General features: G+C 72.6%; 24 protein-coding genes, 1 tRNA gene and 1 other RNA gene. 14 read left to right on the top strand and 12 right to left on the bottom strand.

Annotated elements, in window-relative coordinates:
* Positions 1-59: 59 nt before the first annotated feature.
* Positions 60-695 carry a hypothetical protein gene (locus tag K415_RS0108950; RefSeq protein WP_024286727.1) on the top strand — a complete coding sequence of 212 codons (636 nt, stop codon included), beginning with the start codon at positions 60-62 and terminating at the stop codon, positions 693-695.
* A gap of 278 nt (positions 696-973) precedes the next feature.
* The gene (locus K415_RS0108945; RefSeq protein WP_024286726.1) at positions 974-1,474 is read left to right on the top strand and encodes an NUDIX domain-containing protein; all 501 of its coding nucleotides are present in this window, start codon (positions 974-976) and stop codon (positions 1,472-1,474) included.
* A 38-nt stretch (positions 1,475-1,512) separates the two neighbouring features.
* Here the strand turns inward: K415_RS0108945 and K415_RS0108940 are convergent, their stop codons facing one another.
* Both K415_RS0108940 and K415_RS0108935 read right to left on the bottom strand, forming a co-directional pair.
* Positions 1,513-2,586 (bottom strand): aspartate-semialdehyde dehydrogenase, encoded by a 1,074-nt coding sequence (locus K415_RS0108940; RefSeq protein ID WP_024286725.1) that lies wholly within the window; start codon positions 2,584-2,586, stop codon positions 1,513-1,515.
* A gap of 2 nt (positions 2,587-2,588) precedes the next feature.
* On the bottom strand, positions 2,589-3,863 hold the full coding sequence (locus K415_RS0108935) for an aspartate kinase (protein ID WP_024286724.1): 1,275 nt from the start codon (positions 3,861-3,863) through the stop codon (positions 2,589-2,591).
* 193 nt (positions 3,864-4,056) lie between these two features.
* Here K415_RS0108935 and K415_RS23440 point away from each other — a divergent pair, with 193 nt between their 5' ends.
* Positions 4,057-4,575, top strand: a complete 519-nt coding sequence (locus tag K415_RS23440; protein WP_024286723.1) for an SSI family serine proteinase inhibitor — start codon at positions 4,057-4,059, stop codon at positions 4,573-4,575.
* A gap of 91 nt (positions 4,576-4,666) precedes the next feature.
* Here the strand turns inward: K415_RS23440 and K415_RS0108925 are convergent, their stop codons facing one another.
* The 3 genes from K415_RS0108925 to K415_RS0108915 are packed head-to-tail and all read right to left on the bottom strand — an operon-like array spanning position 4,667 to position 8,200.
* Positions 4,667-5,266, bottom strand: coding sequence for a DUF5063 domain-containing protein (locus tag K415_RS0108925; protein WP_231494861.1), 600 nt, complete (start codon positions 5,264-5,266; stop codon positions 4,667-4,669).
* Positions 5,259-5,858: a recombination mediator RecR gene (recR, locus tag K415_RS0108920; protein ID WP_024286721.1), complete on the bottom strand. Its 600-nt coding sequence runs from the start codon at positions 5,856-5,858 to the stop codon at positions 5,259-5,261. The genes K415_RS0108925 and recR overlap by 8 nt, the downstream gene beginning before the upstream one ends.
* A 47-nt stretch (positions 5,859-5,905) precedes the next feature.
* Positions 5,906-8,200, bottom strand: coding sequence for a DNA polymerase III subunit gamma and tau (locus K415_RS0108915; RefSeq protein ID WP_024286720.1), 2,295 nt, complete (start codon positions 8,198-8,200; stop codon positions 5,906-5,908).
* Positions 8,201-8,364: 164 nt separating this feature from the next.
* Here K415_RS0108915 and K415_RS0108910 point away from each other — a divergent pair, with 164 nt between their 5' ends.
* Both K415_RS0108910 and K415_RS0108905 read left to right on the top strand, forming a co-directional pair.
* Complete coding sequence (locus K415_RS0108910) at positions 8,365-9,243, top strand: GyrI-like domain-containing protein (RefSeq protein ID WP_024286719.1); 879 nt, start codon at positions 8,365-8,367, stop codon at positions 9,241-9,243.
* Positions 9,240-9,857, top strand: coding sequence for a GyrI-like domain-containing protein (locus K415_RS0108905; RefSeq protein WP_029663462.1), 618 nt, complete (start codon positions 9,240-9,242; stop codon positions 9,855-9,857). The genes K415_RS0108910 and K415_RS0108905 overlap by 4 nt, the downstream gene beginning before the upstream one ends.
* A gap of 39 nt (positions 9,858-9,896) precedes the next feature.
* Here the strand turns inward: K415_RS0108905 and K415_RS0108900 are convergent, their stop codons facing one another.
* The 3 genes from K415_RS0108900 to ffs all read right to left on the bottom strand — a co-directional run bounded on the left by K415_RS0108900 (position 9,897) and on the right by ffs (position 12,253).
* Positions 9,897-11,279: an FtsX-like permease family protein gene (locus K415_RS0108900; protein WP_024286717.1), complete on the bottom strand. Its 1,383-nt coding sequence runs from the start codon at positions 11,277-11,279 to the stop codon at positions 9,897-9,899.
* The gene (locus tag K415_RS0108895; protein WP_024286716.1) at positions 11,276-12,016 is read right to left on the bottom strand and encodes an ABC transporter ATP-binding protein; all 741 of its coding nucleotides are present in this window, start codon (positions 12,014-12,016) and stop codon (positions 11,276-11,278) included. The genes K415_RS0108900 and K415_RS0108895 overlap by 4 nt, the downstream gene beginning before the upstream one ends.
* A 140-nt stretch (positions 12,017-12,156) precedes the next feature.
* An RNA gene (ffs, locus tag K415_RS23435) (signal recognition particle sRNA small type) lies at positions 12,157-12,253 on the bottom strand.
* A 95-nt stretch (positions 12,254-12,348) separates the two neighbouring features.
* Between ffs and K415_RS0108890 the strand changes: the two genes are divergently transcribed.
* Genes K415_RS0108890 through K415_RS0108880 form a run of 3 tightly spaced genes read left to right on the top strand, consistent with a single transcriptional unit; the run spans position 12,349 to position 15,135 of the window.
* The gene (locus K415_RS0108890) at positions 12,349-13,788 is read left to right on the top strand and encodes a ferredoxin reductase family protein (RefSeq protein WP_024286715.1); all 1,440 of its coding nucleotides are present in this window, start codon (positions 12,349-12,351) and stop codon (positions 13,786-13,788) included.
* A gap of 13 nt (positions 13,789-13,801) precedes the next feature.
* The gene (locus K415_RS0108885) at positions 13,802-14,293 is read left to right on the top strand and encodes an FMN-binding protein (protein WP_024286714.1); all 492 of its coding nucleotides are present in this window, start codon (positions 13,802-13,804) and stop codon (positions 14,291-14,293) included.
* Positions 14,293-15,135, top strand: coding sequence for an FAD:protein FMN transferase (locus K415_RS0108880; RefSeq protein WP_024286713.1), 843 nt, complete (start codon positions 14,293-14,295; stop codon positions 15,133-15,135). Before K415_RS0108885 ends, K415_RS0108880 begins: the two co-directional genes overlap by 1 nt.
* Positions 15,136-15,213: 78 nt before the next feature.
* Here K415_RS0108880 and K415_RS0108875 read toward each other — a convergent pair whose 3' ends face one another.
* From K415_RS0108875 to K415_RS0108865, 3 genes are all read right to left on the bottom strand, one after another.
* On the bottom strand, positions 15,214-15,882 hold the full coding sequence (locus tag K415_RS0108875; RefSeq protein WP_024286712.1) for a methionine ABC transporter permease: 669 nt from the start codon (positions 15,880-15,882) through the stop codon (positions 15,214-15,216).
* Positions 15,879-17,009: a methionine ABC transporter ATP-binding protein gene (locus K415_RS0108870; RefSeq protein WP_024286711.1), complete on the bottom strand. Its 1,131-nt coding sequence runs from the start codon at positions 17,007-17,009 to the stop codon at positions 15,879-15,881. Before K415_RS0108870 ends, K415_RS0108875 begins: the two co-directional genes overlap by 4 nt.
* A 92-nt stretch (positions 17,010-17,101) precedes the next feature.
* Complete coding sequence (locus tag K415_RS0108865) at positions 17,102-18,082, bottom strand: MetQ/NlpA family ABC transporter substrate-binding protein (protein ID WP_024286710.1); 981 nt, start codon at positions 18,080-18,082, stop codon at positions 17,102-17,104.
* A 586-nt stretch (positions 18,083-18,668) separates the two neighbouring features.
* Here K415_RS0108865 and K415_RS0108855 point away from each other — a divergent pair.
* From K415_RS0108855 to K415_RS0108830, 6 genes are all read left to right on the top strand, one after another.
* The gene (locus K415_RS0108855; protein ID WP_029663456.1) at positions 18,669-18,941 is read left to right on the top strand and encodes a helix-turn-helix transcriptional regulator; all 273 of its coding nucleotides are present in this window, start codon (positions 18,669-18,671) and stop codon (positions 18,939-18,941) included.
* Between the two features lie 7 nt (positions 18,942-18,948).
* Positions 18,949-19,338 (top strand): VOC family protein, encoded by a 390-nt coding sequence (locus tag K415_RS0108850; RefSeq protein ID WP_024286708.1) that lies wholly within the window; start codon positions 18,949-18,951, stop codon positions 19,336-19,338.
* Positions 19,339-19,542: 204 nt separating this feature from the next.
* A complete protein-coding gene (locus tag K415_RS21655; protein ID WP_197024696.1) occupies positions 19,543-19,989 on the top strand; it encodes a hypothetical protein in 447 nt (148 codons plus the stop codon).
* Positions 19,950-20,468: an FAD:protein FMN transferase gene (locus tag K415_RS23430; RefSeq protein WP_024286707.1), complete on the top strand. Its 519-nt coding sequence runs from the start codon at positions 19,950-19,952 to the stop codon at positions 20,466-20,468. Before K415_RS21655 ends, K415_RS23430 begins: the two co-directional genes overlap by 40 nt.
* A gap of 101 nt (positions 20,469-20,569) precedes the next feature.
* Positions 20,570-21,103, top strand: coding sequence for a DUF2231 domain-containing protein (locus tag K415_RS0108835; protein WP_024286706.1), 534 nt, complete (start codon positions 20,570-20,572; stop codon positions 21,101-21,103).
* A 97-nt stretch (positions 21,104-21,200) separates the two neighbouring features.
* Positions 21,201-21,285: transfer RNA gene (locus tag K415_RS0108830), tRNA-Ser, on the top strand.
* 399 nt (positions 21,286-21,684) lie between these two features.
* Here the strand turns inward: K415_RS0108830 and K415_RS25130 are convergent.
* Positions 21,685-22,050 (bottom strand): hypothetical protein, encoded by a 366-nt coding sequence (locus tag K415_RS25130; protein ID WP_369795274.1) that lies wholly within the window; start codon positions 22,048-22,050, stop codon positions 21,685-21,687.
* Between the last annotated feature and the right edge of the window lie 27 nt (positions 22,051-22,077).

The raw sequence follows: 22,077 nt of genomic DNA, 5'->3' as shown, positions 1-22,077 counted from the left end.
CGAGCAGCCTGGCGCGTGATCCCGGCTGAGTGCGGGCGGCGCCTGGCAGGATCTCCACCGTGGAGTTCCACCGAAACCGCGCCCTCCCCGTCGTGCTCGGCGTGGTGCTGGCGGTCGCGAGCGCCGTCGCGCTGCTCGGTGCGATCGCTGCCGCGGCCGGCGTCGTCCAGTGGCTGCCGTGGGCTCCGCTCGTCGCGGCCCCCCTACTGCTCGCCGCGGCCTTTCTGGTGCTCAGCCGGCCGGTCACTCGCTCGCGCGGCGTCGCGGCCACCGTCTTGGTGCTGCTCGTGGTGGCGATCCCCGTCGTCGGGCACCTGCGCCACGAGACCGGCGGCCGCATGATCTCCGTCGACGACACCGGCCTGCCCTCGCGCCCGATCGAGGAGGGATGGATCGTCGTCCTGCCATCCGCCGACACCACCTGGGACCTGCTGGGTGCGCGGCCGGGCGCGACGGACTTCGAGAATCTGGGCGCCTCGCTCGACGAGGGCGACGTCGCCGCCGCCGGCGGTCGCGTGCAGCCCATCGGGCGCTGGGGTCGGTTCGACCTCCCGGTCGAGCCCGGCGACTGGGTCCTCTGCTACGCCTGGTCGAACACCGAGTTCGGGTTCGTCGCCGGCTGCTCCGCGGTGCAGCTCAGCGCCGGCGACCTGGTCGAGGCGTCCTGGGGCGAGGGCGGCTTCGGGGCCTCGTAGTCGGCCGGCGGCTCGTCATCGCGGCCTCCTGACGCTCGCCCCGAAATCACCCGAAGGCGCACCGGACGGTCCCGGATACGCCTGGCCGCCCCGAAGAGCCGGCGGAATCGTTCCACACCACGTTCGGGACGAAGAGGGCGCAGGTTCAGATCCTGTCACCCGACGTGAGTCGAAGGCCTCTGACCAGCGGAAACGCAGGTCGGGGGCCTTCGTCATGGGTGCTCCGACAGTCTTCGTCATGGCTGCCCCGACCACCGCTCTCACGCTAGGGTCCAACCGTGCCGATCCCTGAGTTCATCACGCGCCTGCGGGCGGGCGTCGGCCACGACCTGCTCTGGCTGCCCGGCGTCTCCGGTGTGGTCATCGACGAGGACGGTCGTCTCCTGCTCGGTCGGCGTGCGGACAACGGGCTGTGGGCCGTGGTCAGCGGCATCCTCGAACCCGGCGAGGAGCCTGCCGTCGCGACCGTCCGCGAGGTGCTCGAGGAGACCGGCGTGCAGGCCGAGGTCGTCGCGCTGACCGCCGTCTCGAGCGGCTCTGTCGTTCAGTACGACAACGGGGACGTCGCGCAGTACCTCGACATCTGCTTCTGGTGCCGCCCGGTCGGTGGCGAGGCGCACGTGGCCGACGACGAGTCGACGGAGGTGGGCTGGTTCGCGCGGGACGCACTGCCGGCGGATCTCACGCCGTCGTCGGTCGAGCGGATCAGGCGCACGCTGGCCTACGTCGCGGCGGCGGGCGGCGGCGGGGATCCCCAACCCTGGTTCGCCCGGCCCTGACCAGCACGGGCTCGGCAGCGACCCTGGTGAGGCCGGAGTCAGGTGGTGGCGAGCCGTCGGGCGGCGACCAGCTCGGCGATCTGCACCGCGTTGAGCGCCGCGCCCTTGCGCAGGTTGTCGTTCGAGATGAACAGCGCGAGCCCGCGGCCGTCCGGCACGCCCGGGTCCTGACGCAGCCGTCCGACGAAGGACGGATCGGCGCCCGCCGCCTGCAACGGGTTCGGGACGTCCGTCAGCTCGACACCGGGGGCGTCGGCGAGCACCTCGAGGGCGCGCGCGACGCTCAGCGGGCGGGCGAACTCGGCATTGACCGACAGCGAGTGGCCCGTGAAGACCGGCACGCGCACGCACGTACCCGAGACGAGCAGCTCGGGCAGCCCGAGGATCTTGCGCGACTCGTCGCGGAGCTTGCGCTCCTCGTCGGTCTCGAACGAGCCGTCGTCGAGCAGGTTGCCGGCGAGCGGCACCACGTTGAAGGCGATGTGGCGCACGTACTTCACGGGCGCGGGCAGCCGGACCGCCGAGCCGTCGTGCACCAGGGCCGTGGTGTCCTGCGCGACAGCGGCTCGCACCTGGGTGTCGAGCTCCTGCGCGCCGGCGAGTCCGCTGCCGGAGACGGCCTGGAAGGTCGTGACGATCAGGCGCAGCAGGCCGGCCTCGTCACTGAGCGCCTTGAGGGCCGGCATCGCGGCCATCGTGGTGCAGTTCGGGTTGGCGATGATGCCCTTGCGCGCGTCGTCGATCGCCTCGGGGTTGACCTCGGAGACGACCAGCGGCACGTCGGGGTCCATCCGCCAGGCCGAGGAGTTGTCGATGACGATCGCCCCGGCAGCCGCGAAGCGCGGGGCCTGGGCCGTCGACGTCGCGCCGCCGGCCGAGAAGAGGGCGATGTCGATCCCGCTCAGGTCAGCGGTCGCGGTGTCCTCCACGACGACCTCGCCGCCCTGCCAGGGCAGGCTCGTGCCGGCCGAGCGCGCCGAGGCGAAGAACCGGATCGACGCGACCGGGAAGTCCCGCTCGGCGAGCAGGCGGCGCATGACGCCACCGACCTGGCCGGTGGCGCCGACGACGGCGACCCGCAGGCCCCCGGAGACGTCCGGATGAGCACCCATGACTACCGTCCTGTCCCGCCGTAGACCACGGCCTCGTCCTCGTCGGAGTCGAGCCCGAAGGCCGTATGGACCGCGCGGACCGCGTCGTCGAGCTGGTCGGCGCGGGTGACGACCGACACCCGGATCTCCGAGGTGGAGATCATCTCGATGTTGATGCTGGCGTCCCGCAGGGCGCCGAAGAGCTTGGCCGAGACCCCGGGGTGGGACCGCATGCCCGCGCCGATCAGCGAGAGCTTGCCGATCGTGTCGTCGTACTGCAGCGATGCGAAGCCGACCGTCGACTGCATGGCGTGCAGCGCCGCCATCGCCTTCTGGCCGTCGGCCGCGGGCAGGGTGAACGAGATGTCGGTCAGCCCCGTGGCCGCGGCCGACACGTTCTGGACGATCATGTCGATGTTCACCTCGGCACCGGCGACGATCTCGAAGATCTGGGCGGCCGTGCCCGGCACGTCCGGGACGCCGACGACGGTGATCTTCGCCTCGCTGCGGTCGTGCGCGACGCCGGAGATGATCGGCTGCTCCATCGGTACGTCTCCCTCGATCGGGTCGTCGGTCACCATCGTCCCCAGGTGGCCCGAGAACGACGAGCGCACGTGGATCGGCACGTTGTTGCGGCGGGCGTACTCGACGCAGCGCAGCATGAGCACCTTGGCCCCGCTGGCCGCCATGTCGAGCATCTCCTCGTAGGTGATGCGGTCGAGCTTGCGGGCGTTCGGCACGATGCGCGGGTCGGCGGTGAAGACGCCGTCGACGTCGGTGTAGATCTCGCAGACGTTCGCGCCGATGGCCGCGGCGATCGCCACCGCCGTCGTGTCGGAGCCACCGCGGCCGAGCGTCGTGACGTCGTTGGTGTGCTCGGTGACGCCCTGGAAGCCGGCGACGATCGCCACCGCCCCGGCGTCGAGGGCCTTGCGGATCCGGCTGGCCTTGACGTCGATGATCCGTGCCCGGCCGTGCGCCTCGTCGGTGATGACGCCGGCCTGCTGGCCGGTGAAGGACTGCGCCTCGACACCGAGGTTGGCGATGGCCATGGCGAGCAGCGACATCGAGATCCGCTCACCCGCGGTGAGCAGGATGTCCATCTCGCGCGACGGCGGCATCGGTGAGATCTGGTGGGCGAGGTCGACCAGCTCGTCGGTGGTGTCACCCATCGCGGAGACCACGACGACCACGTCGTCACCGGCGCGCTTGGCCTCGGTGATCCGCTTCGCGACGCGCTTGATGCTCGCGGCATCGGCGACGGAGGAGCCTCCGTACTTCTGCACGATCAGGCCCACGGTGAGCACTCCGGGTGTGTGTGGCGGTCGGAGGACGAAGAATAGTCCTGCCCAGAGTCCGGACATCGGGACGTCCGACATCCGGGCGGGCGTGCGACGATGGTCGCAGACGCGGCACGGGGACGGTCCGGGGCGCACGGCGTCACGATCGGTCTCCGCTGTCGGCTCGGACGCTTGGGGTGGGGAGGTCGGGGTGCGGATCTCGCGGTGGGCTGTGGCGCTGACGGCGGTGCTCGCGCTCGCCGGCTGTGCCGGCGGCCAGGTCCCGGAGCCGGGTGGCGAGCCGTCAGGGTCCGGCCCGACGACGTCGGGCACCACGACCGAGCCGCCCACGAGCCCCGCGAGCCCCACCGCCGAGCCGACCAGCACGCCGTCCTCGTCGGACGACGGGACGAGCCTGACGATCACCCTGGACGAGACCGGCTTGGGGACCACCCGGACCTTCATGCTCACGTGCGACCCGCCGGGCGGCGACCACCCCGATCCCGACGCGGCCTGCGCCGCCCTGGCGGCAGCCGGCGGCGCCGACGCGTTCGTCGCACCGCCGCGCGACGAGATGTGCACCGAGATCTACGGTGGCCCGCAGGTCGCGACCGTCGAGGGCACCGTCGACGGCACCCGGGTCCGGGCGCGGTTCAGCCGGACCAACGGCTGCGAGATCTCCCGCTGGGACGCCCTGGCACCACTGCTCGGGAGCGCGGGCGGGGCGTAGGCGGACACGCTCAGTTCGCCGGTCAGACGTACGCCGGTCCGCCGGTCAGACGTACGCCGGCTCCTGGTGTGCCGATCAGGGGAGCAGGCGCTCAGGGGTGCAGCGCGTGGAACTCCGCCTCGGCCACGGTGTCCTCGTCGATGTCGAGTCGCAGGTGGGCCAGGATCGTCTGGAGCACCCGCAGCACGGCCGAGCCGCGCTCGCCCCAGTTGGCCAGGTAGGAGTACTGCCACCACCACAGGGCCTCGATCACCTGTCCGGCCTCGTAGTGCCGGAGCCCCTGGCTGAGCGCACCGGCCACCATCACGAGGTCCCCGGACACCGACGACGTCACGACCTCGACGCCGAGCACAGGGTCGTCGATCTCGGTGTAGTCGTCGATCCCGTCGAGCACGTTCTCGAGGGCTGCCCGCAGCGGGTCGAGGTCGGCATCGGGGCCGACGTCGGGCTCGAAGCGCTCGGCCGGCAGGACGTCGACCATGGCGCCCAGGCGCGCTCCGGCCGCCAGGACGTCCGAGACGGCCAGCAGCAGCAAGGGGATGGCCACCTCGGGGTTCGAGCCCGCGGCGACCTCCGTCACCGTCGAGAGGAAGCTCCGGGTGTCCCGTGCGACGGAGTCTGCGACGTCACGCAGGTCCGCCGGGGTGTCGACGAGTGCGTCGCCCACGTGGTGAATCGGCTTGTCAGGCACTGATCTGCCTCCGTCCTTCGAAGGCACGCCCTAGCGTGACCTCATCGGCATACTCCAGGTCTCCCCCGACCGGCAGCCCTGAGGCAAGCCGCGTGACCCGCAGGCCCATGGGGACCAGCAGGCGCGCGAGGTAGGTCGAGGTGGCTTCGCCTTCGACGTTCGGGTCGGTCGCGAGGATGACCTCGGTGACGGTGCCGTCGGCGAGCCGGGTCATGAGCTGTGAGATCCGCAGGTCGTCCGGGCCGACGTTGTCCATCGGGTTGATGGCGCCGCCGAGCACGTGGTACCGGCCCCGGAACTCACGGGTGCGCTCGATCGCGACCACGTCCTTGGGCTCCTCGACGACGCAGATGCTGGCCAGCGAACGCCGTGGGTCACGGCAGATCCGGCACAGCTCCTCCTGCGAGACGTTGCCGCAGATGGTGCAGAACTGGACGCGGGCCTTGACCTCGGTGAGCGAGTCGACCAGCCGACGGACATCGACCGGGTCCGCTGCAAGGAGGTGGAAGGCGATCCGTTGCGCGCTCTTGGGACCGATGCCGGGCAGTCGCCCGAGCTCGTCGATCAGGTCCTGGACCGCGCCCTCGTACACCCGTCCAGCCTAAGGGGTCCGGCGGACGTCGGCTCCGTCCGCCGCGCTCAGCCTGTTCCGTCGGGGATCTCGTCGATGACCGTGCCGCCGAGCATCTGCGCGATCAGCGGTGCGCCGACCAGGCCGGTGGACGCGAGATCGGGGTCGTCCGGGTCGGCGTCCTCGCCCTCGTCGACCGAGGTGGGTGCGGCGGGAGCTCGACCTCGATCGGCGCCGGACCGCGGACCGCCGCTGCCCGTGCGCGGGCCACCGCTCCCGGTCCGCGAGCTCCCGGTGGGTCGGCCCGCGGACCGCTGCGCCCGATCCTCGGGCTCCGGGCCGCGCGCGTGGGGCTGCTGACCGCTCGTGCCGGACGACGGGCCGCTCGTGCCGGACGACGAGCCGCTCGTGCCGGACGACGGGCTCTGCGCGGTCGGCGACGCGACCGGCCGCGCGGGGGCGGACCAGGACGCCTCGGCGTCGCTCGTCGAGACGCGGCCGGGGTCGGTCGACGCCGCCGATCCCACGGTGCCCTCGGCGGAGCGATCGTCGTCCGCAGAGCCGCCGGCCGCCCGACCTCCTTCGCTCGGGGCCACGGCCAGCGCCGTCTCGACGCGCACGTCGAGGCCGAGCGTCTCGTGCAGCGCACGCTGGACGTTCTCCGGGTGCGGCCCGGTGCGGAACGTCGTCGCGAGCTGCGGGGTCGTGAAGCCGAGCAGGACCTTGTCCGCGGTGACCTCGGCGACCTGCGCGTTCTGGCTCACGAGCACCCAGGTCGCCATCCGGAGGCCGCGCAGGGTCTGCAGCACCTCGGGCCAGCGACGCCGGACGACCTCGGCATCCAGCCCGGACGACACCACGGGGACGGCCGGCTCGTGGGCGACCGACTCGTCACGGGGTGGTTCGCTCTGCGGCTGCTCGTCGGTCGGCTGCTCGTCGGTCGGCTGCTCGTCGGTCGGCGGCTCGTCGGTCGGCGGCTCGTCGGTCGGCGGCTCAGCGTCCGGCACCTTGGTGTCCGGCGGTTCGACAGCCGCCGGCTCGGGCACGACGGCCGGCTCGGCCCGCACAACCGGCTCCGGCACGACGGCCGCGTCGGCCCGCACGACCGGGACGGCCGCGACAGCGACGGGCGCGACAGCAGGCGCTGCCACACCAGGGGCGGCCGCGACGGGCGCCGCCGCCCGGGCACCACCGACGCGATCCGGACCGAGCTCGCGCTCGACCCGGTCGAGGCGCGCCCCGAGCCCGACCGCGCCGTCGTCGGCGGCGGGCAGCAGCAGCCGGGCGACCAGCAGCTCCAGGTGCAGGCGGGGCGAGGTCGCGCCGGTCATCTCGCTGAGCGCTGCGTTGGCCAGGTCGGCCGAGCGGGAGAGCTCCGAGGCACCGAGCACCCCCGCCTGGGCGTACATCCGCTCGAGCTGGTCGGCGGGCAGGTCGCGGAGCACGGCGCGGGCCGCGTCACCCGACGCGGCGATGACGATCAGGTCGCGGAGCCGCTCGAGCAGGTCCTCGACGAAGCGACGCGGCTCGTGGCCGGAGGAGACGACCCGGTCGACGACCCGGAAGGCGCTCGCGCCGTCGCGCGCCGCGATCGCGTCCACGACGTCGTCGAGCAGGGCGCTGTGCGTGTAGCCGAGCAGCGCGACGGCGCGCCCGTAGTCGATCCCCGAGGCGTCGGCACCTGCGACGAGCTGGTCGAGCACGGACAGCGAGTCCCGCACCGAGCCACCACCCGCCCGGACGACCAGCGGCAGCACGCCGGAGCCGACGGCCACACCCTCGGCGACACACATCTGCTCGAGGTACGGCTGCAGGGTGTCCGGCCCGACGAGCCGGAACGGGTAGTGGTGGGTGCGGGACCGGATGGTGCCGATGACCTTGTCCGGCTCGGTCGTGGCGAAGATGAACTTCACGTGCTCGGGCGGCTCCTCGACGATCTTGAGCAGCGCGTTGAAGCCCTGCGGCGTGACCATGTGGGCCTCGTCGAGGATGAAGATCTTGTACCGGTCCCGGGCCGGGGCGAAGGTCGCCCGCTCGCGCAGGTCCCGTGCGTCGTCCACGCCGCCGTGGCTGGCCGCGTCGATCTCGACCACGTCGAGGCTGCCCGGTCCGCCACGGCCCAGCTCGACACAGGAGTCGCACGTCCCGCACGGGGTCGGCGTCGGTCCCTCGGCGCAGTTCAGACAGCGCGCCAGGATCCGGGCCGACGTCGTCTTGCCGCAGCCGCGCGGCCCGGAGAACAGGTACGCGTGGTTGACGCGATCGGCGCGCAGCGCCTGCATGAGCGGCTCGGTGACATGCTCCTGACCGATCACCTCGGCGAAGGTGTCAGGCCGGTAGCGGCGGTACAGCGCAGTGGTCACGCACGAACCCTATGCGCCGCGCCGGACATCGGTCACCCGGCCCTGGCCCGTCCCGGGACGCCGGACGGCGCCCCGTCTCGTGCCCTTGCGTCTGACAGCCCTTGCGCCTGACACCCCTGGCGTCCGGCACCCCTTGCGTCTGACACGGTGTCAGAGTGTGGGTTATGGGCATGCCTCCCAACGGCGAGCGACTGCTGACGATCGGCGAGTTCTCGCGACTGTCCCAGCTGAGCGTCCGCATGCTCCGGTACTACGACGAGCACGACGTGCTGCGCCCGTCCCGGGTGGACCACCACTCGGGCTACCGCTCGTACTCCCCCGCGCTGCTGTCCGTGGCGCGCTGGGTGCGCGAGCTGCGCGACGTCGGGCTCGGGGTCCACGAGATCGCTGCCTGCGTGCCGATCCTCGACGACCCGCGTGCCGTGCGTGCGGTGCTCGAGCGGCAACGGACGCGACTCATCGCCGAGGCCGCCGACGTCGTCGACCGGGTCCGGGAGGTGGACCACCTCATCACCGCACTGGAGGGACCTGTCATGTCCGTCACGATCACCCACCGCACCAACCCGGCACGCATCACCGCGTCCGTCCGCGACATCATCCCGACCTACGCCGACGAGGGCCGGCTGTGGGAGCGCCTCATGCCGGCGCTGTTCACCGCCGGGGCCGCCATCGCGCCCGACGCACGGTCCGTCGCCGTCTTCCACGACGAGGACTACAAGGAGTCCGACTGCGACGTGGAGGTCCAGCTCGACGTCGCCGCGCCGTTCGCCGGCTCCGGCGACGTCCATTGCGTCGAGGTGCCGGCGCAGGAGGTCGCGGTCGCCGTCCTCGACGGCCCGTACGACGGCATCGGTGCCGTGATGGAGGCCGTCGGCCACTGGGTGCCGGAGAACGGGTACCGGTTCGCCGGGCCGATGTTCAACGTCTACCTCGTCTCGCCGCACGAGGACCCGGAGCCCAGTCACTGGGTGACGGAGGTGTGCGTGCCGGTCGCCCGCGTCGCGCCGGACGCCCCCGAGGTCGCCGCACCCGACGCCCGATGACCGCGGACAACAACGACCTGCGGCGCGACCATCCCGGGCTGTACCGGGCCCCGGACGCACCGGTGCGCCTGACGGTCCCACCGCTGCGGTTCGTGATGGTCGACGGCTCGGGCGATCCGGGCACCGCACCGGCCTACGCGGACGCCGTCGGCACGCTCTACGCGGCGAGCTACGGCGTGCGCGGCCTGGTCAAGCAGGCCGGCGGCTCCCCGTGGACCGTGCTGCCCCTGGAGGGGTTGTGGTGGGCCGACGACATGTCCGCCTTCACAGCGGGGAGCCGCAGTGACTGGCTCTGGACGATGATGATCGCCCAGCCCGAGGTGGTGACCGCCGACCTGGTCGAGCAGGCTGTGTCGGCGGCCGTCGCCAAGGGTCGCGCCCCCTCGGCCGACCGGCTGCGGCTCGAGGTGCTCGACGAGGGCGACGTCGTCCAGGTCATGCACCACGGCCCGTACGCCGACGAGGGTCCGACCATCGCCGCACTGCACGCGTTCATCGCCGACCACGGGCTGGAACGCGCCGGCAAGCACCACGAGGTGTACCTCAACGACCCTCGTCGGGTCGCACCGGCGGCGATGCGGACGATCCTGCGGCAGCCGGTCGCCCGGGGCTGAGGCACCGGGCACTGTCGGCGGGCTGGTCGTGCGGGCGGCTCAGTCCGCCCGCACGACCGTCTCGCGGAGCACCGAGCGCAGCAGGGGACGGCTGGTCTCGGTCGCCGCGAGCACCAGCACGACGCCCGCCCCGAGGCAGGCCGCGAGCGCCAGCAGGCCCTGCGGCGCCGTCGCGGCCGCCGTGCCGAACAGCGGCACGAGCACGACGATCGCGACGAGCGCGGAGGTGCCCGAGACGAAGATCAACGGGGTGAGCACCTCGCGCCGCCGGACCGCGTCGAACAGCTCGACCGGGACGCCGGCCAGCTGCTGCAACGCGTACTCACGCCGCCGGTCCAGGACTGTCGCGGCCTGCACGATGCCCGCCGAGCAGGCCGCCGCCGTGAACGCGATCGCCAGGGTCAGGATGGCGCCGGTGACGAGGTCCGCGAGCAGCATCGCCCCCTGCGCGTCCTGCCCGCCGTCCTCGGCCGAGACGATCCCCGGCAGCACGGACAGCACGCCGGCGACGAAGCTCGCCAGGCTGAGCCCGCCGACGACGCGCCACGCCGCGCGCGGGTCGTCGAGCAGGCGCCGGGCGGCGAGCAGCCAGGGGACGGTGCGGGCGGTGCGGGCCATGACCCGGCCCAGGACGCTGATCGTCCACGGGCCGAGCAGGTTGAGCGTGCCGAAGACCACGGCCAGCAGGCCGAGCAGGAACCCGATGGCGACCGCCTCCTCGAACCCGACGCTCACCTGCGTGTAGGCCACGAACGCGCCGAGTGCCGCGAGGACCGCCAGCATCCGCAGCCAGCGCATCCGGGCCGGGGTCTGGCGCATCGCCACCCCGAGCGGTGAGATGACCACCCGGCGCAGCGAGACCATGCCGCTGACCGCGGCGAGCAGCGGGACGGCCGCGAGCGCGACCAGCACGGCGAACGGTCCGACCCACAGCTCCCCGACCGTGAAGGTCCGATCCATGAACGGGATCCGCGTCCACACCGGCATCAGCCCCAGGTAGCCGACGAACCCGAGCGCGGCACCGAGGAGACCCTGGCCGGCGGTCTCGACGACCGTCAGCCCGATCACCTCCCGCGGCGTCACGCCGAGCAGCCGCAGCGTCGCCAGCCGGGCGTCGCGGCGGGCGACCCCGAGCCGCGCCGCCGCACCACCGAGGGAGACCAGCGGGACGAGCAGGAGCACGACGGCGATCCACGCGAGGATCACGTACGTCGGCGCGAGCTCGGCGACCAGGTCGGACGACGGGTCCTGGGCGCGACCCATGAAGCCCATCAGCCCGCCCACGACGCTCAGGCCGAACGTCGTCATGACTGCGAACGCCAGGACGGCGAGGCCAGCCGGCGTCAGCAGCCCGCGGATGCCGCGGCCGGGCACCCGTCCGGCGCGCAACGGCCCGGACGACAGGGCCAGGACGGCGTTCACCTGGCCGCCTCGACGGTCGCGCTCGCGCGGACCACCCGCCCGTCACGCATCTCGATCCGCCGCGAGCACCAGGCAGCGACCGACTCCTCGTGCGTCACGACGACCAGGGAGGCACCGGCCGCGCGCGTCGTCTCGGTCAGGATGCGCATGACGTCGGTCCCGGTGGCCTGGTCGAGCGCCCCGGTCGGCTCGTCGGCGAAGACGACGTCGGGCCCCGTGATCAGCGCCCGGGCGACCGCGACCCGCTGCGCCTGCCCACCGGACATCTCGCCCGGTCGGCGTGTCTCCATCCCGGCCAGACCGAGCGCCACGAGCCACTGCCGCGCCAGGGCGACGGCCTGGGCCCGCGGGGTGCCGAGCAGCATCAGCGGCAGGGCGACGTTCTCCTGCGCGGGCAGCTCGGAGAGCAGCTGGCCGAACTGGAACACGAAGCCGTAGTGCCGGCGGCGCAGCAGCGACCGCTCCCGCTCGCCGAGGCCGGCCACCTCACGGCCACGCAGCGCGACAGTGCCCGTGTCCGGCCGCAGGATGCCTGCCATGCAGTGCAGCAGGGTCGACTTGCCGGAGCCCGACGGACCCATCACGGCCAGCGACTCGCCGTCGGCGAGGTCGACGTCCACCCCCGCGAGCGCTGTCGTCGGGCCGAAGGTCTTGACGAGCCCGCGCGACGAGAGGCGCGGGGTCGTGGCCGGGGCCGGGGCCGGTGGGAGGGTCACGGGTGCGGGCACGGTGCTCATGCCCTCAGGGTGGTGGCCCGACGTCGCGCTCCGCGTCGGACGGTGGGACGGTCGGGCCCGGTCGGACCTGCGACCTGGGGTGGCCCGACGGTACGACCACGGTCGCACGACCGGTCGGGGTGCGGGGGCGCGTCCGGGCATGCGAGGACCCCTCGCACACCCGCCAGAGCTCACCTGCCCTTGCTGCCTTCCGGCCCTGGGGGAGTTCAGCGAGATGACGCCGCACGAGGGGTCGCCACAAGCGTAACGCAGGCCGGCGCCGTCGAGCCTGCACAGGTGACGCACAGGGAGCGTCCAGGTTCCCCGCAGGTGGGTGGAGGACCGTTCCGGCCATGACGACACTGACCCGCCCCGCACCGGTGGCCATCGCCCCCGGTCGGCGTCCGCCGATGCCGGCTCGCCCACGGTGGTGGGGTGACGCGGTCGGGCTGATCGTCTGGGCGACAGCGCTCGTCGTCATCGGCCTGTGGGTGTCCAACGGCGGCGTGACGAACCTGACGGCCGGCACGGGTGCGGCGCTGACGTCGCTCGGCCGCCTGACCGGGCTGGTCAGCTCGGACATGCTGCTGCTGCAGGTGGTCGCGATGGCGCGCATCCCGTGGGTCGAGCGGTCGATCGGCCAGGACCGGGTGACCCGCTGGCACCGGCTGCTGGGCTTCACCTCGGTCAACCTCCTGCTCGCCCACGCGGTCCTCACGACGCTCGGCTACGCGGCCCTGGACAGCACCGGCTTCCTGGCCGAGCTCTGGTCCCTGATCACGACGGCGCCCGGGATGCTCCTCGCGACCGCCGGCACGGGGCTGTTCGTGCTGATCACCGTGACCTCGATCCGTGCGGCCCGCCGCCGGCTGCGGTACGAGTCGTGGCACCTGCTGCACCTGTACGCCTACCTCGGCGCCGGCCTGGCCCTGCCGCACCAGCTCTGGACGGGCGCCGACTTCCTCGCCTCCCCCGTGGCGACCGTCTACTGGTGGACCCTCTACGCGCTCGCCCTGGTCAGCGTCCTGGTGTTCCGGGTGGCCCTGCCGCTGCGGACGTCCCTGCGGCACGCCCTGGTCGTCAGCGGCGTCGTGTCGGAGGCACCCGGGGTGGTCAGCGTCCTCGTCACCGGCCGTCGCCTCGACGAGCTGGCCGTCGCGGCCGGGCAGTTCTTCGTCTGGCGCTTCCGTACCGGGCGCGGCTGGACCCGCGGGCACCCGCTGTCGCTGTCCGCCGCACCGAACGGCACGTCGCTGCGGATCACCCTGAGCGTCCGCGGCGACGACGGCGCACGCATCGCGACGATGCGGCCCGGGACCCGGGTGCTGGTCGAGGGCCCGTACGGGCGGCTGACCCCCGACGTCCGCACGCGGCGCGGGATCGTCGCGATCGGCAGCGGGCTCGGCATCACCCCGCTCATCTCGCTGCTGCAGGACGCCGCCCTCGACGGCCGTCTCGACCCGGCCCTCGGCGGGCGTCCGGCCACGCTCGTGCGCCGCGTCCGGTCCGCCGAACGGCAGCCCCTGCAGGCCGACATCGATCGGCTCGTGCAGTCCGGTGCGCTCCAGGTGGTCGACCTCGTCGGGCCCCGCAGCGCCGCCGGTACCTCCTGGCTGCCCGCCCAGCTCGGTCACCACCCCGGCCCGGTGGCCGCCCGGTGGCTGGTCCCGGACCTGGCCGACACCGACGTCTTCGTCTGCGGTACGGCCACCTGGGCGGAGGCCGTCGCGGCCGACCTGCACGCCGCCGGCGTGCCGTCCGCCCAGCTCCACGTCGAACGATTCACCTGGTAACGGAAGGTTCATCATGCGTCGCATCGCCATCGCCATCGGCACCACCCTGACCGGCCTCGTGCTGCTCTTCTCCTGGCCGACGAGCCTCAACCGCGCCGTCGTGGGCAGCGGGACGACCCCGGCGACGGGCACGACCACCACCGGCAGCGGGACGTCGACGACCGGCAGCGGGACGGCGACCGCCGACGCGGGTTCGGGCGCCGAGACCACGGCCGCCGCGACGCCCGTCGTCGCCACGTACGACGGCGCGGCCGCCTCGACCCGGTACGGGGACGTCCAGGTGCGCATCACCGTGACCGACGGCGTGCTGACCTCGGCCGAGGCGATCGCGTATCCGAGCGGCGACCGGCACAACGAGCAGATCAACGCGTACGCGATCCCGATCCTGAACGACGAGGCGACGTCGGCCGGCAGCGCCCAGATCTCCATGGTCAGCGGTGCGACCGTCACGAGCCGCGGCTACGTCCAGTCCCTGCAGGACGCCCTCGACCAGGCCGGTCTGTGATGACGACCGGGGTGCACGAGGCGCCGGCGCCCGCGTCGGCGTCGGCGACCGAGCCGGCGACCGAGCCGGAGCACCGGGCGTGGGTCGAGCAGATCATGGGGATGCCGATCAGCGTGCACCTGCGCGGTGCAGGCGCTCGAGGGTCCGCGGCCGAGCCCGCCGTCGCCGCGCTGTTCGCCGACCTCCGGGCCGCCGAGGCGATGTTCAGCACCTATCGGGACGACTCGCAGATCAGCCGGATCCAGCGCGGTGAGCTCGACCTGGCCGACGCCGATCCGGCCGTCCGCGAGGTGCACCGGCTGTGCGAGGTCGCCCTGATCCGCACGGACGGGTGGTTCGACGCCTGGAACGCCGTGCCCGGGCGGCCAGGGGTCTTCGACCCGACCGGCCTGGTCAAGACCTGGGCCGTCGGGCGCGCAGCCCGGATGCTCGACCACCTGCCTGGACCGTCCGCGGCGATCGGTGCCGGCGGCGACGTGCTGATCCGGCCCGGCGCCCTGATCGGGCCCGGTGCCGACGCGTATGCGTGGCGGGTCGGCATCGAGGACCCGCGGGACCGGACGCGGATCCTGGCCACCGTGCCGCTGTCCGACGGAGGAGTGGCGACGTCCGGGATCGCTGCGCGCGGTGCGCACATCCTCGACCCGCACACCGGCGAGGCCGTGACCGAGGTGCTGTCGGCGACCGTCATCGGGCCGTCGCTCCTGTGGGCCGACGTCTGGGCCACGACGGCTGTCGCACGCGGCGCCGCGGCCGTCGACTGGGTCGCCACGCTGCACGGCACCAGCGGCATGCTCGTCCTCGCCGACGGCACGATCCGCCGCTGGAGCAACGAGCCGTAGGCCCCGCCTCACGTCGGGGCGCCACGTCGGGCGAGGTCTCCGGGGTGATCCGCCCCGGAGACCTCGCCCGATCGGGCGCTACCGGCGGAGCACCCGGCGGCTGAGGTGGTTGCCGAGCAGCTGGACGGCCTGGACCAGGAGCACGATCACCACGACGGTCACCGCGGTGACCTCCCAGTTGAAGCGCTGGTAGCCGTGCCGGATGGCGAAGTCGCCGAGCCCGCCACCGCCGATCAGCCCCGCCATCGCCGACATGTCGACCACGCCGACCACCAGGAAGGTGAAGGCCAGGATCAGCGGTCCGAGCGCCTCGGGGACCAGCACCGACCAGATGATCCGCCACCGCGACGCACCCATCGCGCGCGCCGCCTCGACGACACCCGGGTCGAGGCCGACGAGGTTCTGCTCGACGAGCCGGGAGAACGCGACGGACGCCATGATCGCCATCGGGAAGATGGCCGCCTCGGTGCCGATGGTCTTGCCGACGACGGCCATCGTCGCCGGGCCGATCGCCGCGATGAAGATGACGAACGGGATCGGCCGGACGAGGTTGACCAGGACGTTGAGCACCGTGAAGGCGGCGCGGTTGGCGAGCAGGCTGCCGCGCCGCGTGACGTAGAGCCCGATGCCGATCGCCAGGCCGACGACGCCGGCGACCAGGAGCGCGACCGAGACCATCTGAAGGGTCTCGCCGAAGGCCTTGACGAGCAGCGGGCGCAGGTAGTCCCAGTCGGTGTCGCCGTTCATCGCTGCTCCCCCCGGCCCGGTGCCGACCCGGCTGCCCGCGGCCCGGCTGCCCGCGGCCCGACGGCGTCCGGGTCCACGAGCGGGGCGTCGGCGGTGCCGAGGTCGAGCACCGTCGTGCTGCGGGACAGGTCCGCGATGAAGGCGTCGACGTCCGGCACCGCCCCGGCCAGCTCGAGGGTCAGGGAGCCGTAGGGCCGTTCGGCGATCTCCGTGATGCCGCCGTAGACCACCGTGCCGTCGACCGGGTGCTCGCGCAGGGCGCGGGTCAGGTCGGTGGTCGCGGCGCCGTCCTCGCGGATCGCGACAGTGACGATGCGACCGGGGTGTCGATGGCGGAGGCGCTCGAGGGCCGCGGGGCTCGGCCGGTCGCGCAGCGCGGTGCCGACGAAGCGCCGCGTCGCGCGGTGCTGCGGGCGGGCGAAGACGTCGTAGACGTCGCCGTGCTCGACGACCCTGCCCTCCTCCATGACCGCGACCCGGTCGCAGGTGTACTTCACGACGTCCATCTCGTGGGTGATGACGACGACGGTGACGCCGAGCTCGGCGTTGACCCGGCGCAGCAGGTCGAGGACGTCCTGCGTCGTCTCCGGGTCCAGCGCCGACGTCGCCTCGTCGGCCAGCAGGATCCGCGGGTTGGTGGCGAGCGCCCGGGCGATGCCGACCCGCTGCTTCTGACCGCCCGAGAGCTGCGACGGGTACTGCCGCGCCTTGTCCGTCAGCCCGACGAACTCGAGAAGCTCGGCGACGCGGGCGGCGCGCGCGTGCCGTGACCAGCGGGCCACCGCCAGCGGGTAGGCCACGTTGCCGGCGACGGTGCGTGAGGACAGCAGGTTGAACTGCTGGAAGATCATCCCGATGCCGGCGCGCACCCGGCGCAGCTCGTGCTCCGCCAGGCCGGTGATGTCCTGGCCGTCGATCAGCACCTGGCCGGAGGTCACCGGCTCGAGGGCGTTGATCAGCCGCACGAGGGTGGACTTCCCCGCCCCCGAGTAGCCGATCACCCCGAAGATCTCCCCGGCGTGGATGTCGAGGGTCACCCCGTCGACCGCACGGACCACCCCCGAGGTCGCGGGGAAGGTCTTGACGGTGTCGCGGAAGCTGACCATCGCGGCGGTGGTCGTGGTCATGGGGTCCTCGTCTCAGTGGTCGTCCGTCGTCCGGGCGCCTGCCCGGCGTCGGGGCGGTGCGGACCCCCTGCGGCCGCACCGCCCCGATCTGCTCAGCCGCGCGCGTCGGCCTCGACATCGGCCAGGTAGCCCTGGAGCTCGTCGACCGTCTGGTCGGCAAGGACGGCGGTGCCGCCCGACGCGTCGAGCAGCGCGTCCTGGATCTCCTGGTCCTCGTAGATCTCCACGAGCGCGAGGAGGGTCGGGTCGTCCTTGTCCTCCGCGCGGGCGGCCCAGATGTTGATGTACGGACGGGCGCCCTCGGCCTCGGCGTCGTCCTGGTAGAGCGCGTCGGCCGGGTCGATGCCGGCGTCCTCGAGGAAGTCGTTGTTGATGATCGAGGCCGCCACCGAGTCGAGGGCGAGTGCGGTCTGCTGGGCGTCCACCGGGGTGACAGTCACGCGGGAGTCCTCCGCGACGACGTCGGCCTCGGTGGAGAACGCCGAACCGCCGTCGCGCAGGGCGATGAGCCCGGCGTCCTGGAGCACGAGCAGCGCCCGCGCCAGGTTGGTCGGGTCGTTCGGGACCGCGACCTCGGAGCCGTCCGGGATGGCCTCGACCGACTCGTACTGCGTGGAGTACAGGCCGAGCGGGTAGATGGCGGTGGCGCCGACCGGGACCAGGTCCTCGCCGGCCTCCACGTTGTACTGGGCCAGATACAGGATGTGCTGGAACTGGTTCAGGTCGAGCTGCTCCTGGCTCAGCGCCGGGTTGGGTAGCGAGTACTCGGTGAAGTCGACGATCTCGACGTCGTAGCCGGCGTCGGCGGCCTTCTCCTCGAACAGTCGCCACGTGTCGTCGGACGCGCCGACGACGCCGATGGTGATGGTCTCGGTGGCGGCTGCGGTGTCGTCGGAGGTGGCCTCGTCGCTGCCGGCCGCGGGCGAGGAGCAGGCGGCGAGGCCCGCGACGAGGGCGCTCGCGGTCAGGACCGCGGCGGCGGTTCGGGTCGCGCGGAGCGTGCTGGTGGTGCGTGTCGAGCTGGTGGCGCTCGTGGTGCTGGCGGTGCTGGCGGTGCTGGCGGTGCGACTCATGAGGGTTCCTTCGGGTAGCGGCCGGTGCGGCCGGTGCGGCGGGTGCGTTCGGTGTGGTGCGGTCTCGTCGGGGCGCGCGCTCAGCAGCGCGCAGGCATGCGACGGGCACGACGGCGGGCGGCGGGCCACCGCGACGCGCACCCCCGACCAGGTCAGGGCGTGACGTCACGACGGTCGGCGCGAGGCCGCGCGCCGCGGCATGCGGCGGGGGAGGGCGGGGTGGCCCGGCAGCTGAGGTGCCGGTGGCCGTCGGTCGGACCGAGCGACTGGAGCGGGCTCGCGGTGCGAGCGGTCAGTCTGGGCTCAGGCGGTTGCGGCGTCCCGCTGCAGCATTCGGCAACACATCATCGAGCGGGCAGGTGCCGCGTCGATGTGCTGGGCCGTGATGCCGGAGCGAGTCATGGCGATCATGCTGCCCCTCGCGGACGTGCCGCCCAAGCCGCTTCGGCCCGCGTCTCACATAGCGGGCACGCGTGGACCGGTTGCCAGCACAGCCTGTGTGCGACGTCACAGCACGGGAGCCCGACGCGGCCGGCCCTGCTGCGAGCCTTGACAGGCAAGTGGCTCCTTGCCTAACGTCGACATCGTGGGAGACGTGTTCAAGGCGATCGCAGATCCCACGCGACGCGCCATCCTCGACGAGCTGGTCGAGCGCGACGGCCAGACCCTCTTCGAGCTGTGCACCCGCCTGACCATGAAGCACGACCTCGGCTCGTCGCGGCAGGCCGTCTCCCAGCACCTCGACGTCCTCGAGGCGGCTGGGCTCATCACGACCCGTCGTGAGGGTCGATACAAGTTCCATCACCTCGACACGCGCCCGCTCGGCACCATCGCCGAGCGCTGGCCGCTCCAGAAATGAGCCACCCATGCCACGCATCAACCTCGCCAGCGTCTTCGTCGACGACCAGGACAAGGCGCTGACCTTCTACACCGACGTGCTCGGCTTCGTGAAGAAGACCGAGATCCCGATGGGTGAGCACCGGTGGCTCACCGTGTCCTCGCCCGACGAGCCCGACGGCACCGAGCTCGTCCTCGAGCCGAGCGGCCACCCCGCCGTCGGCCCGTTCAGGGCGGCGCTGATGGCCGACGGCATCCCGTTCACCTCGTTCGCCGTCGCCGACGTCCGCGCCGAGCACGCGCGGCTGCGCGACCTCGGCGTCCGGTTCACCCAGGAGCCCCTGACCATGGGCCCGGTGACGACGGCCGTGCTCGACGACACCTGCGGGAACCTGATCCAGCTCGCGTCGATGGGCTGACCCGCACCCCACGTGCCGCCGCGCTGCCCTTCCGCCCTTCCGCCCTTCCGCGGCCGGTTCCACGATCCGGCGAGGTCTCTGGGGTGATCCACCCCCAGAACCTCGCTCGATCGCGCTCGCCGCGGGCGGCGACCGTCGGGGGCCGGCGGGGGCCGCGACCTCCAGCATCGGCGTTGCTGACCAACGTCGAACCCGGAGGCTCTCGTGGACGCCGACCTGGACACCCTCGCGACCGCAATCTACGTCAGGACCGACGATCTTCTGAAGGGGTCACCTGATCGGACTCCGTGGCGTCCGCCGGTCGGGCTGGCGCCCCGGATCACTGATGCGGAGCTGGTGACGTTGGCGGTGATGCAGGCGCTGCTGGGGTTCACCAGCGAGGCGCGCTGGCTGCGCTACGCGACCGCGCACCTGGGCGGCCTGTTCCCGTATCTGCCCCGCCAACCGGGCTACGACAAGCGACTGCGCCGGCCGGCCGGGACGTTGAACTGGCTGATCGCGGTGCTGGCCCGCGAGACCAGCATGTGGACCGACGACGTGTGGGTGGTCGATTCCACCCCGATCGAGTGCGCCCGGTCCCGGGACACCGTGCGCCTCTCTGACCTGGCCGGATGGGCGCAGCACGGGTACTGCGCCAGCCACTCCCGTTAGTTCTGGGGCCTGCGCCCACACCTGGTCGCGACCTTGCAGGGCCTACCCGTCGCGCTCGCGATCACCGACGCCAAGGCGGCGGCGGCGGGGACATCCTCGTGCGGCCGGGGGCCGCTGCGCGGACCTGGACCGTCGGGATCGAGGACCCGCGCGACGGCGGCCGCATCCAGGCGCGGGTCCCCGTGCAGGACGGCGCGGTGGCGACGTCCGGGACCGCGGCCCGCGGGCTGCACATCGTGGACCCGAGGTCCGGCGAGCGTGCGGCGAACGTCCGCTCGGCAACGGTCATCGGGCCGTCGCTGCTGTGGGCGGACGTCTACGCCACGGCGGCGGTCGCGCTCGGGCGCGAGGCCGTCAACTGGGTGGGCTCGCTGCACGGACGAGCGGCATGCTCGTCCTGGCCGACGGCGTCGTGCACCGCTGGCAGAACGCGGCCTGAGCGCTCGGCGACGGTGGAGTTCGCCGTTGGAGCAACGTGACCTGGCTTCGCTATTGTGACTTCCCAGGACCCCAGACCGGGCAGGCTACGGCACGGCCATCGTGCCGGCCGGCGCGGCGGGACGCTCCCTGAGGACGCGCCATGTTCGACACCATCGCCGGTCTGCCGCTGCACCCGCTCGTCGTGCACGCGACGGAGGTGATCGTCCCCGCCGCCGCCCTGGCGCTGGTCCTCGCAGCCCTGTGGCCCCGGTTCCGTCGCTGGGCCGGCTGGGCCCCGCTCGGCCTCGGCGTCGCTTCGCTGGTGCTGGTGCTGCTCTCGACGCAGTCGGGCGAGGCTCTCGAGGAGCGCGTCAACGAGACGTCTGCGGTCGAGCGGCACGTGAACATGGGCGAGGGGTTGGAGGTGTGGGTGATCGGCCTGGTCCTCGTCTCTGCCGCGATGTTCGCCTTGGACCGTCGGCGGCGGAACGAGGCGCGCACCGCCGAGGCGTCCACGCCAGCGGAGGGTACGGCAGGCGTCGTGGGCGCGCTGCGCCGACCGGCGTCGGCACGCCTGATCGCCGTCGTGTTCGCCGTGGCGGCCATCTCGGTGGGCACCGGCACGATCGTCCAAGCCATCCTGATCGGCCACAGCGGCGCAACGGCCGTGTGGGCCGGCACCACCGGCGGCTGACCCGCCCGCGCCTGGCGGCGACGAGCTGACCGGGGAAGCGACCGCCCGACGACGGCGTTCGGCCTGGGCGAGGTGGTCCGCTATCCTCGTTCGGCCGGGAGGATTCGCCTAGTGGCCTATGGCGCACGCTTGGAAAGCGTGTTGGGTGAAAGCCCTCGGGGGTTCGAATCCCCCATCCTCCGCGTGACGAAGGGCCCGTGACCTGCGAGTTCGCAGGTGGCGGGCCCTTTGGCGTGGGTGGGGGCGGGTCAGGTGGCGGTGCGTGGTAGCAGTTGTGGTAGCAGTTTGCTCAACACCGCCGGACTCCGACCCCAGCCGCCCGCACCGCGACACCGCGCTCCGAACCATCGACCGGCTACTGTCGCCCGGCCGAGTGCGAGCGCCTGCCGCCGACACCTACACTCGCCAGCCTCGCCACCCCCTGGGGATCCCGCGTGAAAGCCGCACGGCCGTCTCCGGCGCCTGAAAAGAACCGCTAGGCCCCAGCCTCATGGGCAACTACACAAAGCGGCGAATGCATGCGTGGACGTTTCGATCGAAAGTATCGCGTTCGCGCACAAGAAGCTCTACCCATGAACCCGTCAGGATGGATAGAACGGCATCAACTCGGCCGCGCTTCGCCACGCAATAGGCGCGCCAGGTTCGCGCTGGAACCCGACCAACGTCGCGCCTCCACACAACTCGAAAATCCAGTCTGTGCAGGCTCCGCAGGGCGTGAAATTGTCCCGCTCAGCGACTACAAGTATCGCAATAACCTGCCCTTGAGCACCCTCCGAAACGACTCTCGAAAGCGCACTGACCTCTGCATGTATGTCATGGCTTCGAAAACGGTGCTCGATATTGCACCCAGAGAACAATTCGTCAAGGTCGGTTACGACGCCGCAACCGACCCGCGTCCGTCCGTACACGCGAGCCCGTTCGCGCGCACGCCAGGCCAGGTCCGACATTAGATCGATCGTGGAATCGCTAAGAGG

Origin of the sequence: Cellulomonas sp. KRMCY2, from assembly GCF_000526515.1 — a bacterium.
GTDB lineage: Bacteria > Actinomycetota > Actinomycetes > Actinomycetales > Cellulomonadaceae > Actinotalea.
The sequence above is the reverse complement of the archived record's forward strand: the minus strand, read 5'-3'. Positions and strand labels throughout refer to the sequence as shown.

What these genes read in the sequence shown, in the direction of transcription:
- K415_RS0108940 (WP_024286725.1), bottom strand. Translation starts at nt 2,586, where the DNA reads ATGGGTGCTCATCCGGACGTCTCCGGGGGCCTGCGGGTCGCCGTCGTC.
- K415_RS0108910 (WP_024286719.1), top strand. Translation starts at nt 8,365, where the DNA reads ATGGGCATGCCTCCCAACGGCGAGCGACTGCTGACGATCGGCGAGTTC.
- K415_RS0108905 (WP_029663462.1), top strand. Translation starts at nt 9,240, where the DNA reads ATGACCGCGGACAACAACGACCTGCGGCGCGACCATCCCGGGCTGTAC.
- K415_RS0108895 (WP_024286716.1), bottom strand. Translation starts at nt 12,016, where the DNA reads ATGAGCACCGTGCCCGCACCCGTGACCCTCCCACCGGCCCCGGCCCCG.
- K415_RS0108890 (WP_024286715.1), top strand. Translation starts at nt 12,349, where the DNA reads ATGACGACACTGACCCGCCCCGCACCGGTGGCCATCGCCCCCGGTCGG.
- K415_RS0108885 (WP_024286714.1), top strand. Translation starts at nt 13,802, where the DNA reads ATGCGTCGCATCGCCATCGCCATCGGCACCACCCTGACCGGCCTCGTG.
- K415_RS0108880 (WP_024286713.1), top strand. Translation starts at nt 14,293, where the DNA reads ATGACGACCGGGGTGCACGAGGCGCCGGCGCCCGCGTCGGCGTCGGCG.
- K415_RS0108875 (WP_024286712.1), bottom strand. Translation starts at nt 15,882, where the DNA reads ATGAACGGCGACACCGACTGGGACTACCTGCGCCCGCTGCTCGTCAAG.
- K415_RS0108870 (WP_024286711.1), bottom strand. Translation starts at nt 17,009, where the DNA reads ATGACCACGACCACCGCCGCGATGGTCAGCTTCCGCGACACCGTCAAG.
- K415_RS0108865 (WP_024286710.1), bottom strand. Translation starts at nt 18,082, where the DNA reads ATGAGTCGCACCGCCAGCACCGCCAGCACCGCCAGCACCACGAGCGCC.
- K415_RS0108850 (WP_024286708.1), top strand. Translation starts at nt 18,949, where the DNA reads ATGCCACGCATCAACCTCGCCAGCGTCTTCGTCGACGACCAGGACAAG.
- K415_RS23430 (WP_024286707.1), top strand. Translation starts at nt 19,950, where the DNA reads ATGGGCGCAGCACGGGTACTGCGCCAGCCACTCCCGTTAGTTCTGGGG.
- K415_RS0108835 (WP_024286706.1), top strand. Translation starts at nt 20,570, where the DNA reads ATGTTCGACACCATCGCCGGTCTGCCGCTGCACCCGCTCGTCGTGCAC.
- K415_RS25130 (WP_369795274.1), bottom strand. Translation starts at nt 22,050, where the DNA reads ATGTCGGACCTGGCCTGGCGTGCGCGCGAACGGGCTCGCGTGTACGGA.